The organism is Streptomyces sp. SAS_272 (genome assembly GCF_052543235.1).
In genome coordinates, this window is record NZ_JBMNDR010000103.1 from 1 (window position 1) to 15,914 (window position 15,914).

Below are 15,914 nucleotides of genomic sequence, written 5' to 3' on the forward strand. Positions count from 1 at the left end.
CAGTTTCATAGTGTTTCGGTGGTCATAGCGTGAGGGAAACGCCCGGTTACATTCCGAACCCGGAAGCTAAGCCTCACAGCGCCGATGGTACTGCAGGGGGGACCCTGTGGGAGAGTAGGACACCGCCGAACAATCATTGTGAAAACCCCTGTGCCATTCGGCACGGGGGTTTTCTGCGTTCAGGGGTTATGGGCGTTGCTTTTAAAGGGCTCTCCCACGGGGGAGCCCTTTTTGCGTCAGAGGCGTCCAGCTGCTTTCAGTGCGAGGTAGGCGTCGGCGAGGGCCGGGGCGAGCTCAGCCGGCGTGGCGTCGACGACGGTGACGCCGTGCCGACGGAGTTGCTCGGCCATCCGGTGCCGTTCGGTCTGGGCCTGGGCGGCGGCTGCGGCCTCGTACACCGCGTCGGCGTCACCCCGTGAGGTGGCCATGCGGGCGATGTGCGGATCGGCTACCGACGCGACGAGAACCGTGTGGCGTTGGGTGAGCTGAGGCAGGACGGGGAGGAGGCCTTCTTCGACCGGGGCTGTGTCCAGTGTCGTCATCAGGACGATGAGGGAGCGGCGGGGCGCTGTGCGCAGGGTTGCGGCGGCGAGGCCGCGGGCGTTCGTTTCGACGAGTTCTGGTTCGAGGTTCGCCATGGCGTTGACCAGGGAGGGGAGGACGTCGCGTGCGGTCCTGCCCTGGACGAGTGCGCGCACTCTGCGGTCGTAGGCGAGGAGGTCGACCCGGTCGCCGGCCCGGGACGCCAGGGCGGCAAGGAGGAGCGCCGCGTCCATGGCGGCGTCGAGGCGGGGGGCGTCGTCGACGCGGCCTGCGGAGGTGCGGCCGGTGTCGAGGACCAGGAGGATGTGCCGGTCACGTTCGGGACGCCAGGTGCGGACCGCGACCGTGGAGTGGCGGGCCGTGGCACGCCAGTCGATGGAGCGGGTGTCGTCGCCGGGAACGTACTCGCGCAGGCTGTCGAACTCGGTGCCCTCGCCGCGGGTCAGGACGCTGGTACGGCCGTCGAGTTCGCGCAGACGGGCCAGTTTCGACGGCAGGTGCTTACGGCTGGTGAAAGGTGGGAGGACGCGGAGGGTCCAGGGGACCTGGTGGGCTCCCTGACGTGAGAAGAGGCCGAGGGGGCCGTAGGAGCGGATGGTGACGCGGTCCGCGTGCTGGTCGCCTCGCCGGGTGGGGCGCAGGCGGGTGGTGACGCGGCGGCGTTCGCCGGGCGGGACCGTCAGGCGGTGGCGAGAGGCTTCCGTGGGGGTGTCTGTGCCCGGCTGCAGGCTGCTGGGAGGCCAGGCGTCGCGCAGGTGGGCGCGCAGGGGGCGGCGGGAAGGGTTGGTGACGGTGAGGGTGATGTCCGCCGAGTCGCCGAGGCGGGCGGTGGTGTCGCCGGAACGGGTCAGGCCGAGTCGGCGTACAGGAGCGGCAAGTGCGAAGTCGCAGACACAGGCCAGCGCTAGTGGGGCGTTGACGGCCAGGATGCCCGTCCAGCCGGGGCCCCAGATGCCGACGGGAAGGGAGCCGAGGGCCGCGAGGAGCGCGGTGCGTCCGGTGAGCGCCATCAGCGGGGGACGGGGACGTGGGCGAGGATCGCGGTGATGACGGAGTCCGCGGTGACGCCTTCCATTTCGGCCTCCGGGCGGAGTTGGACGCGGTGGCGGAGGGTGGGCAGGGCGAGGGCTTTGACGTCGTCGGGGATGACGTAGTCGCGGCCCGTGAGCCAGGCCCACGCGCGTGAGGTGGCCAGGAGGGCGGTCGCGCCTCGTGGCGAGACACCGAGGGCGAGGGAGGGCGATTCGCGGGTGGCTCGGCAGATGTCGACCACGTAGGCGGTGATCTCCGGGGAGATCGCGGTTTTGGCGACGGCGGCGCGGGCTGCCTCGAGGTCGGCGGGTCCGGCGACGGGGCGCACGCCGGCGGCGTGCAGGTCGCGGGGGTTGAAGCCTTCGGCGTGACGGGTGAGGACGTCGATCTCGTCCTGGCGGGAGGGGAGCGGGATCGTCAGTTTGAGGAGGAAGCGGTCCAGCTGGGCTTCCGGGAGGGGATAGGTGCCTTCGTACTCGACGGGGTTCTGGGTCGCGGCGACGAGGAAGGGATCGGGGAGGGCCCGGGGGGTGCCGTCGACGGTGACCTGTCGTTCCTCCATCGCTTCGAGGAGGGACGACTGCGTCTTGGGCGGCGTGCGGTTGATCTCGTCGGCGAGGAGGAGGTTGGTGAAGACCGGGCCGGGCTGGAAGGAGAACTCGGCGGTGCGGGCGTCGTAGACGAGGGAGCCGGTGATGTCGCTCGGCATGAGGTCGGGGGTGAACTGGACGCGTTTGGTGTCGAGTTCGAGTGCAGAGGCGAGGGCGCGGACGAGCAACGTTTTTGCCACTCCGGGGACTCCTTCAAGGAGAACGTGTCCGCGGCAGAGCAGAGCGACGACGAGGCCGGTCACGGCGGGGTCCTGGCCGACCACGGCCTTGGAGATCTCGGCGCGCAGGGCTTCCAGGGAGGCGCGGGCGCGGCCCTGGTCCCCGGTGGTCCCGGCGGTGTCGGTGGTCGGGTCCATCATGGACGGCGTACCTCTCTTTCGAGGGCGTCGAGTTGGTCGGCGAGGGCGATGAGGGCCGCGTCGTCGCCGGGCGGCGGGCCGAAGAGAAGGGAGTGCAGGGCCTGTCCGTCGCCGTGAAGGTGGGCGGTCAGGGCGGGGATGAGGGCCTCGGGCGCGTGCGCCTGGGGTACGGGGACGCCCAGGAGAGGGGCGAGGCGGGTGCGGACGGTGGAGCGGAGAGCAGCGGCCGCGCGGTCACGGGCGTCGGCCTTGCGGTAGAGGCGGGCGCGGCCTTCGACGGTCTCGGAGGCGCGGATCGCCACGGGGAGTTTCTCGGTGACGAGGGGGCCGAAGCGGCGTGCCCGCCACAGGGCGGCGAGCGCTGCCGCGAAGAAGAGTTGCAGGGTGCCCCAGAGCCATCCGGAGGGGAGCAGGTCGAGGAAGGATTTCTCGTCGTCCGGTTCGGTGGCGGTGGTGTCGGCGAGCGAGGGGAGGTACCAGACGAGATGGCTGCGGGAGCCGAGGAGTTGCAAGGCCAGCGAGGCGTTGCCCTGCTGGTCGAGGCGGTTGTTGTAGAGGATGTCGGGTGCGCCGAGCACCAGGGTGTCGCCGTCGCCGGTGGTGTCGGGGAGGCGCAGCAGGGTGGCCAGGCGCTCGCTGGGATAGCACTCGTCGGCACCGGGTCGCCGGGTGGAGTAGCGGATGCCGCCGGTGTCCGCGGCGCCTGCGCGGCGTGCCGCGGGCAGGGTGCAGTCGGGGGAGAGCGCGGAGTCGCGGCTGTTGGCCGGGTCGGCGGTCACGCCGGGGGCGAGGGTTCCCACGGACCAGCTGCTCGGTGCGACGAGGACGGTGCGGCCGCCGGAGCCGGCTGTCGCCGTGTGCAGCTCTTCTTGTTGACGCTCGGTCAGGAGATCGGGGGCGGCGACCAGGAGGGTGGTGTCGGGGTCCGCCGCGGTGCGGGCGTCGGCCAGGTCGGTGACCACGCGGGTGGTCACACCGTGGTCGGCGAGGAGTTCGGCGATGGCGCGGCTGCCGTAGGGATCGGGGGAGCGCGGGTCGAGGGCGCCATGGCGGGTGTCGGACCGCAGTGCGGCGAGCGTGATCGCCGCCACGAGGAGCAGGGCGAAGGCGAGGACGGGTCCTCGGGCGCGGGTCCACACCCGGAGGGCGGTGGGCGAGGCCGAGGGGGCGGGCAGCTTGGCCGCGGTCGTCATTCGGAGGCCCCCTGGGGGGCGTTGTGGGCCGCGTTGTGGGGGTTGTGGGCCGTCAGCTCGGGTTTCGTGCGTTCCAGGTCGAGGTCGAGTGCGGCCATGCGCGTGTACGACTGCTGGGTCGCCCGGCGGCCGCCGTATGTCACGTCGTCGAAGTCGCTTGCGGCGGCGCGCAGCCGGTCGGTGTGGACGGGCAGGCTGCGGCCGGCCTCGGCGGCGGCCTCGTCGGCCGTGCGGCCGGGGCGGGCGTCGAGGAGGGCGCGTTCCTCCAGGGCGCGGACGACGGCTCGCATGCGTTCCTGGACGGCCTGGCTCCAGTGGCCCTGGGCGGCGTGCGCTTCGGCGGCCGCGCGGTGTTCGGCGGCGCTGCGGGCGCGGTCGTCGAACAGCGCGGGCGTGGAGGTGGGGCGGCGACGCGGTGCGCCCAGGCGCCACCACAGCGCCGCGACGACGGCGACGACGGCGAGGATGACGACCAGCAGGCCGAGGGTGCCGCCGGGGGTGGCGGTCGAGGCGGTGTCGAACAGGTCGCCGATCCAGTCCCAGAGGGTGTCCAGGGCACGCTGGAACAGGCCGGGGTCGTTCTGGTGGTACAGGTCCTTGGACAGCTCGCGGCGGGCCGCCTCCCGCGCGGGGTCGCGCGGGAGGGTCACCGGCGGTTCGCCGCCCGAGCGGGCCAGGGACAGCGCCGTGCCGTCGCCTGCCCGCGACAGGGCCAGCACAGCCTTTTCGGCGGCGCGGCACAGGGCCGCCGGGGCTGCGTCGGTGAGGCCGGGCAGTGCCCTTGGGGACAGGCCGTCCGTGTGTGGCAGCGCGGTGAGAACTCCCCCCGTCGGTCTCACCGCATCAGCTCCCCGGGGTGGCGCCGGGGATGGGCGAGCCGTAGTCCTGGAGGCCTGCGGCACGGGCCAGGTCGAGGTCGAGGGCCTCGCGGCGGATGCGCTGGTCGATGTAGAGGAGCACGATGACGCCGGCCGCGATCGGGAAGGTGATCATGGAGCCGATCACCGAGCCGATGCCGCTCACGATCAGGTACGTCCAGCCGTAGTCGCTGCTCGCTTCGACCATGCCGCTGATGCCGCCGTCGCTCAGGGCGGCCCCGAGGAGCGCGAAGGGCACGACGACGATCATCGCGATGATGTTCGCGATGAGCAGGGCGAGCAGTTGGATGCCGAAGACGCGCCACCATGCGCCGCGGGTGAGCTTCGCGGAACGGCTGAGGGCCTTCTTGATGCCCTGCTTCTCCAGCATCAGCGCGGGCGAGGCCAGGCAGAAGCGGATGAGCAGCCAGAGCACGAGCACGATCGAGCCGAGGATGCCGAAGGCCTTCAGCGCGGCGCCCCCGTCGGTGTTGCCGGCGGCGCTCGCGAGGATGCCCGGCAGCAGGCAGACGAGGACGATGCCGGCGGCGATCAGCATCAGCAGGAAGATCAGGCCGAACAACCGGGGCAGCTGCGGGCGGGCGTCGCGCCACGCCTCTTTGAGGGTGACCGGCTTCCCGAGCACCGCGCGGCTGGTGACGGTGGTGAGCAGGGCGGTCGCGACGACGGTGCCGATGAGGCTGATGAGGAGGACCGGGCCGGAGGCGCGCATGGCGTCGCCCATGGCGTTGAGCTGCTCGTCGGCGGTGGCGCTCGGGTCGCCGAGGGCGGCGGTGTCCGTGGCGTCGTTCAGGATCAGGCCCTGCAGGAGGACGATGAACACCTCGGTGACGATCGCGACGGTCAGGGAGATGCCGAGGACCGTGCGCCAGTGGGCGCGCATGGTGGCGACGGCGCCGTCCAGGATCTCGCCCACGCCGAGCGGGCGCAGCGGGATCACGCCGGGCTTGGCGGCGGGCGGCGGGCCGCCCCAGCCGGCGCCCCAGCCGCCGGGAGGACCGTAACCGCCGTAGCCACCGGGGCCGCCGTAGCCGGCCGGGCCTCCGGGGTGTCCGCCCGGGCCCGCGGGCGGGTAGGGGCCCCAGTTCTGGGCGGGTGGCGGCGGAGGAGGGGGTGGCGGGGGCTGGGCGGGGTTCTGGAGACCTGCCGGCGCGGACCACTGGCCGGGAGGCGGCTGTTCTTCGGACCACTTCGTGCCGGGTCTCTGCGGGTTCGCGCTCGAGTCCGGCTGCTCCGCGGGCTGATCGCCGGCGGGCCGGGCCGCCGGCTCGGCGGGGTGGGACGCGCCGGGCTCCTGTCCGTCGGACGGGGCGGATCCGGGCGAGGCCCAGCCCGGAGTGTCTTTCATCGTCGCTCCTTCACGGTGCCCGTCCGCGGGCGCGGCGGCAGGTTGGGAGCCATCGTGCCATGGGGTGCTCACCGGGTGACCGGCCGCGGTACGGGCCGCACACCTTCAATGGTCCGTCGGATAGGGGGCAGACTGACTTCATGGCTGATCAGTACGCGCAATCCGGCGAGGACAAGCGGCCGGCCGAGATACCTGCGATCCGTTGGGAGGAGCTGCCGGAAGGCCCCGTGCTGGTCCTTCTCGACCAGACGAGACTTCCCGCCGAAGAAGTCGAGACGGTGTGCACGGACGCGTCCGCGCTGGTGGATGCGATCCGGTCGCTGGCCGTGCGCGGGGCGCCCTTGCTGGGGATCGCCGGGGCGTACGGCGTCGCGCTCGCCGCCGCCCGCGGCTTCGACGTCGACGAGGCCGCGAACGCGCTCGCGTCGGCCCGCCCCACCGCGGTGAACCTGTCCCTGGGCGTGCGCCTCGCTCGTGCCGCGTACCAGGCGGAGCTCGCCGGGGGCGGCGACCCGGGTCAGGGAGCGCGGGCCGCGTTGGCGGCCGCACGGCAGCTGCACCGGGAGGACGCCGAGGCCAGCGCCCGGATGGCCGCGCACGGGCTGGCGCTGCTCGACGAACTCCTGCCCGGCGGCGGACACCGGATCCTCACCCACTGCAACACCGGGGCGCTGGTGTCCGGCGGCGAGGGGACGGCGTTCGCGGTGGCGCTCGCCGCGCACCGGACGGGGCGGCTGCGCCGGCTGTGGGTGGACGAGACCCGTCCGCTGCTGCAGGGCGCCCGCCTCACCGCATACGAGGCGGCGCGCAACGGCATGGCGTACACCCTGCTGACGGACAACGCGGCGGGTTCGCTCTTCGCGGCGGGCGAGGTGGACGCGGTGCTGATCGGGGCGGACCGCATCGCGGGGGACGGGTCGGTGGCGAACAAGGTGGGCAGCTATCCCCTCGCGGTCCTCGCCCGCTACCACCATGTGCCGTTCATCGTGGTGGCGCCGGTGACGACGGTCGATCCCAAGACGCCGGACGGGGCGTCGATCGAGGTGGAGCAGCGTCCGGGACACGAGGTGACGGAGACCGCGGCGCCGCATGCGCCGGTCACGGGAGCGGGTGGAGGGGTGCCGGTGGCGCCGCTGGGGACGCAGGCGTACAACCCGGCGTTCGACGTGACGCCGCCCGAGCTGGTGACGGCGATCGTCACGGAGGAAGGCGTGATCTCGCCCGTGACGGCCGACGCGCTCGCCGGGCTGTGCGCCGGTGCGGGCAGGGGCACCGCCGCCGAGGCCGGGGTAGGGGCGCAGGCCAGGGCCGGGAGCGGGGAACCCGAACAGTCCTGATCCGACCGGTGGTCCGGCCGCACCCGGCTGACCCGTCTGACCTGTCTGATCCGCCTGGCTCGGCTGATCCGGCTGATCCGGCTGGTCCTGTCTGATCCGCCTGGTCCTGTCTGGCCTGTCTGGCCTGTCTGGCCTGTCTGGCCTGTCTGGCCTGTCCGGCCCGGCTGATCCGCCTGGACCTGTCGGGCGTCGGGGCTGGTCTATGAGCGGGCGGGCTGGCCGGCGATCAGGAGGGTCGTGCCGGCGTGGCGGAAACCCAGGCGGGCGTAGATGCGGGCGACGGACTCCTGTGCGTAGGCGAGGAAGACCGTGTCGACGTCGTGTTCGCGGGCGTGGGACGCCAGGGCCGCCGTCACGGCTGCGGCCAGGCCCCGCCGTCGGGCGGAGGGAAGCGTGCCGACGCCGCCGATCTCCGTCGTGCCCGTCGCCGGGTGGTAGTGGCCCACGGCCAGCGGGACGCCGTCCCGGGCGAGCGCGGCGAGGAGCGTCTTGTGTCCGGCGCGGAGCGTGGGGCGCACGGCGGCGACCGTGCCGTCCTCGGTCACCTCCCGGGTCAGCCGCGACAGCTCCGCACGGTCCGCCGGACCTGTGCCGGGCCGCTGGGCGAAGGCCAGACGGGGCAGGGCGAGGGCGGCGGGCAGCGCGGGGTCGTCCGCGGTCAGCACACGCAGCGTCACGCCGTCCGGGAGCGTGGGGGCAGGGAGGGCAGGGTGTGCCGGGAGCACCATGAGCGGGCGCTCCAGCACCGTGAGGCCGGCGGCCTCGATCAGGGCGCGCAGGGCCGGCGCGGCCTCGGCCAGCCACTCGAACGCCTCCGGCACGCCGAGTTCCCGCTGACGGGCGCGCACCCGCGCGATGTCGCCGGAGCCGATCCGGGCCGCGTTTCCCGTGGTGGGCTGGGCGTGGCCGGGACCGCCGTAGTACGGGGCGCCGGGCTCTGTGCGCACGAAGAGGCGCAGCGGGCCGAAGTCCTCGGCGGCGGCGAAAAGGAGAGGGACGGCCGCGTAGTACTCCTGGATGCGGTCGCGCAACGGGTCGTTCATGCAGCGCATCCCACCACTGGAGGACACCGCACCGCATGAAGATTTCGCCACCGGACCACTCCCGGATCACCGCCGGCGCACCGCTGAATCACCGCCGGAACGCCTGTGGGAACGCCCGTCGGAGCGCCCGGCGGGGGCCGCGGCGCAGGACGGGGGCAGACAGTGACGGCCGCGTACGACTATCGTCACTGGCCGGTGAGCCTTCTCACCTGCGCCTCCTTCACCGTTATGAGAATGGGATGATGTCGTTTATGAAGGGACGAGTCCTTGTCGTCGACGACGACACCGCACTGGCCGAGATGCTCGGCATTGTGCTGCGTGGTGAAGGTTTTGAGCCGTCTTTCGTAGCCGACGGTGACAAGGCGCTGGCTGCTTTCCGAGAGGCGAAACCCGATCTGGTGCTGCTGGACCTGATGCTGCCCGGCCGGGACGGCATCGAGGTGTGCCGCCTGATCAGGGCGGAGTCCGGCGTGCCGATCGTGATGCTCACGGCGAAGAGCGACACCGTCGACGTGGTCGTCGGACTGGAGTCCGGCGCCGACGACTACATCGTGAAGCCGTTCAAGCCGAAGGAGCTGGTCGCCCGCATCCGGGCCCGGCTGCGGAGGTCGGAGGAGCCGGCGCCCGAACAGCTCGCCATAGGCGACCTCGTCATCGACGTGGCCGGCCACTCCGTGAAGCGGGAGGGCCAGTCGATCGCGCTGACCCCGCTGGAGTTCGACCTGCTGGTCGCCCTGGCGCGCAAGCCCTGGCAGGTGTTCACCCGCGAGGTCCTCCTCGAGCAGGTGTGGGGCTACCGGCATGCCGCCGACACCCGCCTGGTCAACGTGCATGTACAGAGGCTGCGCTCGAAGGTCGAGAAGGACCCGGAGCGGCCGGAGATCGTGGTGACCGTCCGTGGCGTCGGATACAAGGCAGGACCCAGCTGACATGTCGCAGGACAGTGCCGCTTCGGCCCCCGGCCGGTCCGGGGCCCGTCCGGAGCGGCCTGTCGGCCGTGGGACAGCGGGTTCACGCTTCGCGCGCCTCCTCGAAGGCGGGCTGCTGAGGGGCGGGCTCAAGGGCAGCCCCGTCCTCAGGCTGCTGATGCGGTGGATACGCCGGCCGCTGCTGCCGGTCATGCGGCTGTGGCGGCGCAACATCCAGCTGAAGGTCGTCGCCACGACCCTGCTGATGTCGCTCGGAGTCGTCCTGCTGCTGGGCTTCGTCGTGATCGGGCAGGTGCGCAACGGCCTGCTGGACGCCAAGGTCAAGGCATCGCAGAGCCAGGCCACCGGCGGATTCGCGGTGGCGAAACAGAAGGCCGACGAGGCGGCCGGCACGCCCGCCGACGGCGGGACCCCGGCGGACGGCCGCACCTCGCAGAACGTCATCGAATGGATGAGCGAGCTGGTGCTGTCGCTGTCCAGCGGCGGCCAGGGCGCCTTCGACGTGGTCACCCTGCCCCCCGGCTTCGACAACGGCGGCGGTTACGGACCGCGTGCCTCCGGATACGTCGACCCCAACAAGAGCGTTCCCGAGAACCTCCGCGCGCGCGTGAACACCGGCACCGGCGCCTTCCAGAGCTACTCGCGCATCGACTACCTCAACGACAAGGAATCCCAGCCCGCCCTGGTCATCGGCAAACAGGTCAACGACCCCAACGGCGACCCGTACGAGCTGTACTACCTCTTCCCGCTCACGCAGGAGGAGAAGTCGCTGAGCCTGGTCAAGGGCACGCTGGCGACCGCCGGACTCTTCGTCGTCGTCCTTCTCGGGGCCATCGCCTGGCTCGTCGTGCGGCAGGTCGTCACCCCCGTGCGGATGGCCGCAGGGATCGCCGAACGGCTGTCCGCCGGACGGCTCCAGGAACGGATGAAGGTCACCGGCGAGGACGACATCGCACGGCTCGGCGAGGCCTTCAACAAGATGGCCCAGAACCTCCAACTGAAGATCCAGCAGATGGAGGATCTGTCGCGGATGCAGCGGCGGTTCGTGTCCGACGTCTCGCACGAGCTGCGGACGCCCCTGACCACCGTACGCATGGCCGCGGACGTCATCCATGACGCCCGGGTCGACTTCGACCCCGTCACCGCGCGGTCCGCGGAACTCCTCGCCGACCAGCTCGACCGGTTCGAGACGCTCCTCGCCGACCTGCTGGAGATCAGCCGCTTCGACGCCGGCGCCGCCGCCCTCGAGGCCGAGCCGATCGACCTCAGGGAAGTCGTGCGGCGGGTCGTCAGCGGGGCCGCGCCTCTCGCCGAACGCAAGGGGACGACCGTCCGCGTCATCGGCGACCAGCAGCCCGTCGTCGCCGAGGCCGACGCCCGGCGTGTGGAACGCGTCCTGCGCAACCTGGTGGTCAACGCCGTGGAACACGGCGAGGGCAACGACGTCGTCGTCAAACTGGCCGCCGCGGGCGGAGCCGTCGCGATCGCCGTGCGCGACTACGGTGTCGGACTCAAGCCCGGCGAGGCCACCCGCGTCTTCAGCCGGTTCTGGCGCGCCGACCCGGCACGCGCGCGTACCACCGGCGGCACCGGCCTCGGGCTTTCCATCGCCCTGGAGGACGCGCGACTGCACGGCGGCTGGCTGCAGGCCTGGGGCGAGCCGGGCGGCGGCTCCCAGTTCCGGCTGACCCTGCCCAGGACCGCCGACGAACCACTGCGAGGCTCGCCGATACCGCTCGAGCCCAAGGACTCCCGCCGCAACCGCGGCGAACTCGACGACGCCGGTCAGCCCCGCCGCGGCGGTGAGAAGAGCGCCACCGTGCCGGTGCAGCCCGCGGGCGAGCAGCAGTCGGCCGCCCGGACGCCGCTCGCCCCCCGCACCGCCGCCCCCACCGCCGACCCGACGGCACTGCCCGGCAACGGCGCGCGCGTGGTGCCCCGTACGGGCACTGCGACGGGGACCGGCACGGGCGGCGGAACACGGCACGACGAGACGCCGGATGACTCGGCCGCCCCGGCGGGCGAGCCGACGGGCGCCGACGAGCGGGACCGGCACGGGCAGCGGCACGGCCACGGGCATGGGCATGGGCACACCGGGACCGCGGACCGGCCGGACTCCGCGGCCGGGAGCGCGGACAAGCAAGGGGAGGCATCTCGTGGGCGCTGAGCAGCGCGAGGGGGGAATCCGGCGTACGCCGGGGCGCGCGATGGCGTACGCCGTCTGCGGAGTCGTCCTGCTGGCCGGGTGCGCCTCGATGCCCGACAGCGGCGACCTGCGCGGCGTCGAATCCACCCCGGGGCAGGACACCCAGGTCCGGGTGTTCGCCATGCCGCCCCGCGACGACGCCCAGCCCCTGGAGATCCTCCAGGGCTTTCTGGAAGCCCTCACCAGCGACGACCCCAGCTACTCGACGGCACGCCAGTACCTGACCGGGAAAGCCGCGCAGAAGTGGCAACCCGAACGGTCCACGACCGTCCTCGCGGACGGCCCGGCGACCATGACCGGACCCGCCGGGAACCGGGAGGGCGACGACCGCTCGTACATCCTTTCCGGCTCCAGGGTCGCCGTCGTCGACGCCCAGCAGGCGTACACGCCCGCCTCGGGCGACTACGGACAGACCATCCACCTCACCCGCGACAAGAAGAACGGGCAGTGGCGCATCGACGCGCTCCCCGACGGCGTCGTCATGGGCAAGTCGGACTTCCAGCGCAACTACGTGTCCGTCAACAAGTACTACCTCGCCTCCGACACCGCCGTCGAAGGATCCGGGCAGCCCGTGGCCGTCGCCGACCCCGTCTACGTCCGCGGACGGGTCGATCCCATGACCCAGATGGTGCGCTCCGTCCTCAGCGGCCCCACCAGCTGGCTCCGCCCCGTCGTCAGATCCGGATTCCCCACCGGGACCGCGCTCTCCAAGGGCGTCACCTCGCTGACCCCCGACGACCAGAACAAGCTCACCGTCCCGCTGAACGACAAGGCCGCCCACATCGGACGGGCCAAGTGCGACGAGATGGCGGCCCAGCTGCTGTTCTCCCTCCAGAGCCTGGCCCCCACCGTCAGCGAGATCGCACTGCGCGCGGGCGGCAGCCAACTGTGCTCCCTGTCCGAGGACCAGGCCAAGACCGTCGCCGCACGCGGCTCCCAGAGCGACCCCGGCTACCTGTACTTCATCGACGGCCAGCACCGCCTCGTCCGGATGGCCGCCGGCAGTGGCAGCGGCAACGCCAAGGCCGATCCCGTCCCCGGAGCCCTCGGCGCCGGCGCCACAGCCCTGCGCTCCGTGGCGGTGGCCCGCGACGAACGCAGCGCGGCAGGAGTGGCACTGGACGGCAAGGCGCTCTACGTCACCTCCACCCTCTCCGGCAGCACCGTCGGCGACCCCGTCCTGCAGAGCACCGGCAAGACGGAGTCCGACCGGCTCACCACCCCCAGCTGGGACGCCGAGGGCAACCTGTGGGCGGCCGACCGCAACCCCGCCGACCCGCGGCTGCTCCTGCTGCAGAAGGGCGGCGGTGAGCCGCTGGAGGTCCTCACCCCGGGGCTCGACGGCCGTGTCGACTCCGTGCGGGTGGCCGCCGACGGGGTACGGATCGCCCTCGTCGTCGACAAGGGCGGCAAGCAGTCCCTGCTCATCGGTCGCATCGAGCGCACCGGCGACACCGAACCGCCGTCCCTTTCGGTCCAGGAACTGCGTTCCGCGACACCCGAGTTGGAACAGGTCAGGGCGGTCTCCTGGGCCGGGGACAGCAGGCTCGTGGTGGTCGGGCGGGAAGCCGGCGGCGTCGAACAGGTGCAGTACGTGCAGAGCGACGGCTCGATCCCCGAGGCGGGCACCCTGCCCGGACTCACCGAGGTCACCAGCATCGCCGCCTCCGAGGACAGCGACACCCCGCTCTTCGCCACTTCCAAGAACGGGCTGCTGTGGCTGCCCGGCGGAAGCGGGTGGCGGACGCTGAAGGAAACCGCCTCGATGGCGCTCTACCCGGGATAGATCCTTTTCTGTTCCGCTCTCTCCTCAACCCTTCATACCCCCCTCGCCTCTCTCGCCCCTCTTACCTTTCCGAGTTCACCGACGGACCACTCCTTCCCGTTCCTCGGGAATCGTCGGGACGCATCCGGCCGCACCGGGCTGCTTCGCGCCGCTCCGAGGCGAAGGCGAGGGGCCCGGTTTCGGCCGCTGTTTCGTTTGCGTTGGCCAATTGCGCCGACCGTCGCCTTCCGCGGAGTTGTCCACAGGGTGCCGGGCGGTTATCCACAGGGTTTTTCCACAGGGGTGGTGGACCACTTCCCGAGTCGGCACAGTGGTCGACGTGGAAGGCGTTCGCGGGTGGTGGCAGGAACTGGCCGGCCTGGTGCTGCCCGCCGAATGCGGAGGCTGCGGAAGGGCACGCACGGTGCTCTGCCCGCGGTGCCGTGCGGCGCTGTGCGACACCGCGCCGTTCCGGGTGCGCCCCTTGCTGCCACCGCCCGGACTGCCCGCCGTGCACGCGTCGGCCCGCTACGCCGACGAGGTCAGGGCGGTGCTGCTGGCCCACAAGGAACGCGGGGCACTGGCGCTCACACGACCGCTCGGAGCGGCACTGGCGGGGGCTGTGCGGGCGGGGATGAGAGAGGCGGGGGTGGGGTTGGGGTGGGGGGAGGGGGAGGGGGCCCGACCCCCCGGCAACGTCCTGCTGGTCCCCGTACCCTCCGCTCCGGCCGTCGTCCGGGCCCGCGGTCATGATCCGGCGCGGCGGATCGCGCTCGCGGCGGCGGGTGAGTTGCGGCGGGCCGGGGTTCCGGCGCGGGTGGCGGCGGTGCTGCGGCAGCGGCGTGCCGTGGCCGACCAGTCGGGGCTCGACGCCGGGCAGCGGTGGGACAACCTGGTGGGCGCGCTGGCCGTGGCGCCCGGTGGGGCGCGGCTGTTGCGCGGCGGTCCGGTGGTCCTCGTCGACGATCTGGTGACGACCGGTGCTTCGCTGGCGGAGGCGGCTCGCGCGGTTCGGGCGGCGACCCAGGCGGTTGCGTGGCCGGACGCGGACGCGGACGCGGACGAGGGCGGGGGCGGGGACGCGGGGGCGTCGGCGTTCACGGGTCGGCCGGGGGCGTCGGCGCGTGCCTGCCCGTCGGAGCCGACGGGCAGGGCGGACGTGAGGCCGAGTCCGGGCCCGGGACGACGGGCGCGTCCGGATTCGCGTCCGGGACGACGGGCACACGTGGGTTCGAGGCCGGATTCGGGGCCGGGCCCGGGACGACGGGCGGAGCCGGGGCATCGGGTGGAGGGTGGAGAGGACGGGGAGGAGATGGTGAGGGAGGTGTGTGGTGGAGATGCGTGGGCCGTGTACGCGGGTGTCGCGAGGGAAGGCAGAGGAGAGGAGTCGTCCGGAGCGAGGGAGGAAGACATCGACGGGACGGACGCGACGTCTGGGGCGCCGGTGCGATCGGCCGGAGCTGCGGGGGTCTGGGGGGCCTCGGGAGCCTCGGGGGAAACGGGATCCGCGAGACGCGTGGGCCCGTCCGATGCCGGTTCGTCGGACGTCGGCGAGGCCGGTGGTGTGCTCTGCGCGGCCGTGGTCGCGGCTTCGCCGACTCTTTGGAAATAAACCGGAACTGACGCAGAACTTGCGTCGTTGCAGGTAATGAGAGAGTCAATTCACCTGAACGGAGGTACGCCGCAGTAGAGGGTGACGACATCCGTCCGGGCGAGATATGTTCGGTTGTGAGGGAAAGCCGCAGGCCACACCTCTCAAATCCGAATGCCGTGCTGCGGTTTTGGTCATCACCCGCAGCACCTGGGGTGTAGATCTCGTCGATGGGGGAGGAGGAGGTGGAAGTCGCCAAGTCGGAGGTTCCGGTGCTCACCGGGGCCTGGTGCAAAAGGGAGACGCTCCGCCAGAGAAGCGGAGTGATCCGGGAACGGAGTTCTGCGTGGACATCGTCGTCAAGGGCCGCAAGACCGAGGTGCCCGAGCGGTTCCGCAAGCACGTGGCCGAGAAGCTGAACCTGGAGAAGATCCAGAAGCTCGACGGCAAGGTGATCAGCCTCGACGTCGAGGTGTCCAAGGAGCCCAACCCCCGACAAGCCGACCGGTGCGACCGAGTGGAGATCACGCTCCGCTCGCGCGGCCCGGTGATCCGGGCGGAGGCGGCCGCCAGCGACGCGTACGCGGCACTCGACCTGGCGGCGGAGAAGCTGGACGCCCAGCTCCGCAAGCAGCACGACAAGCGATACACGCGCCGCGGTTCCCGCAGGCTGTCCGCGGCTGAGGTTCCCGACCACGTTCCGGGTGTGGCGACGCTCAACGGCAACGGCCGTCCCGTCCCCTCCGACGAGTCGGAGAGCGTGCCGACGAAGCGCATCGGCTCGATCGAGGTGCAGGGCGACGGCCCCCTCGTGGTCCGTGAGAAGACGCACGTCGCAGCTCCGATGACCCTCGACCAGGCCCTCTATGAGATGGAACTGGTCGGACACGACTTCTATCTGTTCGTCGACTCCGAGACGAAGCAGCCCAGTGTCGTCTACCGGCGACACGCCTACGACTACGGCGTGATCTACCTGGACACCGACCCGATGGTGGCTCAGGCGCACTCACCCGACGCGGGTGGCGCGCTGGGCGGCTGACGCGCCCGGTGACAGCTGAGCGGTGTGCCCCTGGAGAGCG

Annotated in this window: 11 protein-coding genes, 1 rRNA gene and 1 pseudogene; 7 read left to right on the forward strand and 6 right to left on the reverse strand. The window is 72.2% G+C overall.

Annotated elements, in window-relative coordinates; translation table 11 throughout:
• Window positions 1-14: 14 nt before the first annotated feature.
• Window positions 15-131: ribosomal RNA gene (rrf, locus tag ACN6LD_RS36745) — 5S ribosomal RNA — on the forward strand.
• 105 nt (window positions 132-236) lie between these two features.
• Here rrf and ACN6LD_RS36750 read toward each other — a convergent pair.
• From ACN6LD_RS36750 to ACN6LD_RS36770, 5 genes are read right to left on the reverse strand one after another with little or no spacing between them, the layout of a single operon-like run.
• Complete coding sequence (locus ACN6LD_RS36750) at window positions 237-1,553, reverse strand: DUF58 domain-containing protein (protein WP_445045420.1); 1,317 nt, start codon at window positions 1,551-1,553, stop codon at window positions 237-239.
• Window positions 1,553-2,542 (reverse strand): AAA family ATPase, encoded by a 990-nt coding sequence (locus tag ACN6LD_RS36755; protein WP_319197638.1) that lies wholly within the window; start codon window positions 2,540-2,542, stop codon window positions 1,553-1,555. The genes ACN6LD_RS36750 and ACN6LD_RS36755 overlap by 1 nt, the downstream gene beginning before the upstream one ends.
• A complete protein-coding gene (locus tag ACN6LD_RS36760) occupies window positions 2,542-3,738 on the reverse strand; it encodes a DUF4350 domain-containing protein (RefSeq protein ID WP_445045421.1) in 1,197 nt (398 codons plus the stop codon). Before ACN6LD_RS36760 ends, ACN6LD_RS36755 begins: the two co-directional genes overlap by 1 nt.
• On the reverse strand, window positions 3,735-4,577 hold the full coding sequence (locus ACN6LD_RS36765) for a DUF4129 domain-containing protein (RefSeq protein WP_445045422.1): 843 nt from the start codon (window positions 4,575-4,577) through the stop codon (window positions 3,735-3,737). The genes ACN6LD_RS36760 and ACN6LD_RS36765 overlap by 4 nt, the downstream gene beginning before the upstream one ends.
• A gap of 4 nt (window positions 4,578-4,581) precedes the next feature.
• Window positions 4,582-5,964, reverse strand: a complete 1,383-nt coding sequence (locus ACN6LD_RS36770; RefSeq protein ID WP_445045423.1) for a glycerophosphoryl diester phosphodiesterase membrane domain-containing protein — start codon at window positions 5,962-5,964, stop codon at window positions 4,582-4,584.
• 140 nt (window positions 5,965-6,104) lie between these two features.
• Here ACN6LD_RS36770 and mtnA point away from each other — a divergent pair, with 140 nt between their 5' ends.
• Window positions 6,105-7,301: an S-methyl-5-thioribose-1-phosphate isomerase gene (gene mtnA / locus ACN6LD_RS36775; protein ID WP_319197695.1), complete on the forward strand. Its 1,197-nt coding sequence runs from the start codon at window positions 6,105-6,107 to the stop codon at window positions 7,299-7,301.
• Window positions 7,302-7,501: 200 nt separating this feature from the next.
• Here mtnA and ACN6LD_RS36780 read toward each other — a convergent pair whose 3' ends face one another.
• Window positions 7,502-8,353: a GNAT family N-acetyltransferase gene (locus tag ACN6LD_RS36780; RefSeq protein ID WP_445045424.1), complete on the reverse strand. Its 852-nt coding sequence runs from the start codon at window positions 8,351-8,353 to the stop codon at window positions 7,502-7,504.
• A gap of 230 nt (window positions 8,354-8,583) precedes the next feature.
• Between ACN6LD_RS36780 and mtrA the strand changes: the two genes are divergently transcribed.
• The 5 genes and pseudogenes from mtrA to hpf all read left to right on the forward strand — a co-directional run bounded on the left by mtrA (window position 8,584) and on the right by hpf (window position 15,874).
• Window positions 8,584-9,273 (forward strand): two-component system response regulator MtrA, encoded by a 690-nt coding sequence (mtrA, locus tag ACN6LD_RS36785; RefSeq protein WP_187281934.1) that lies wholly within the window; start codon window positions 8,584-8,586, stop codon window positions 9,271-9,273.
• A 1-nt stretch (window position 9,274) separates the two neighbouring features.
• Window positions 9,275-11,440, forward strand: coding sequence for an MtrAB system histidine kinase MtrB (mtrB, locus tag ACN6LD_RS36790; protein WP_445045425.1), 2,166 nt, complete (start codon window positions 9,275-9,277; stop codon window positions 11,438-11,440).
• Window positions 11,430-13,265, forward strand: a complete 1,836-nt coding sequence (locus ACN6LD_RS36795) for an LpqB family beta-propeller domain-containing protein (RefSeq protein WP_445045426.1) — start codon at window positions 11,430-11,432, stop codon at window positions 13,263-13,265. The genes mtrB and ACN6LD_RS36795 overlap by 11 nt, the downstream gene beginning before the upstream one ends.
• A 319-nt stretch (window positions 13,266-13,584) precedes the next feature.
• Window positions 13,585-14,265 (forward strand): annotated as a pseudogene (locus ACN6LD_RS36800) (ComF family protein); the annotation flags it as partial.
• A 916-nt stretch (window positions 14,266-15,181) separates the two neighbouring features.
• Window positions 15,182-15,874 (forward strand): ribosome hibernation-promoting factor, HPF/YfiA family, encoded by a 693-nt coding sequence (hpf, locus tag ACN6LD_RS36805; RefSeq protein WP_319197059.1) that lies wholly within the window; start codon window positions 15,182-15,184, stop codon window positions 15,872-15,874.
• Window positions 15,875-15,914: the final 40 nt, after the last annotated feature.

Coding starts and splice junctions, on each gene's coding strand:
- ACN6LD_RS36770 (WP_445045423.1), bottom strand. CDS start 5,964: ATGAAAGACACTCCGGGCTGGGCCTCGCCCGGATCCGCCCCGTCCGAC.
- ACN6LD_RS36780 (WP_445045424.1), bottom strand. CDS start 8,353: ATGCGCTGCATGAACGACCCGTTGCGCGACCGCATCCAGGAGTACTAC.
- ACN6LD_RS36760 (WP_445045421.1), bottom strand. CDS start 3,738: ATGACGACCGCGGCCAAGCTGCCCGCCCCCTCGGCCTCGCCCACCGCC.
- ACN6LD_RS36750 (WP_445045420.1), bottom strand. CDS start 1,553: ATGGCGCTCACCGGACGCACCGCGCTCCTCGCGGCCCTCGGCTCCCTT.
- ACN6LD_RS36755 (WP_319197638.1), bottom strand. CDS start 2,542: ATGGACCCGACCACCGACACCGCCGGGACCACCGGGGACCAGGGCCGC.
- mtrA (WP_187281934.1), top strand. CDS start 8,584: ATGATGTCGTTTATGAAGGGACGAGTCCTTGTCGTCGACGACGACACC.
- mtnA (WP_319197695.1), top strand. CDS start 6,105: ATGGCTGATCAGTACGCGCAATCCGGCGAGGACAAGCGGCCGGCCGAG.
- mtrB (WP_445045425.1), top strand. CDS start 9,275: ATGTCGCAGGACAGTGCCGCTTCGGCCCCCGGCCGGTCCGGGGCCCGT.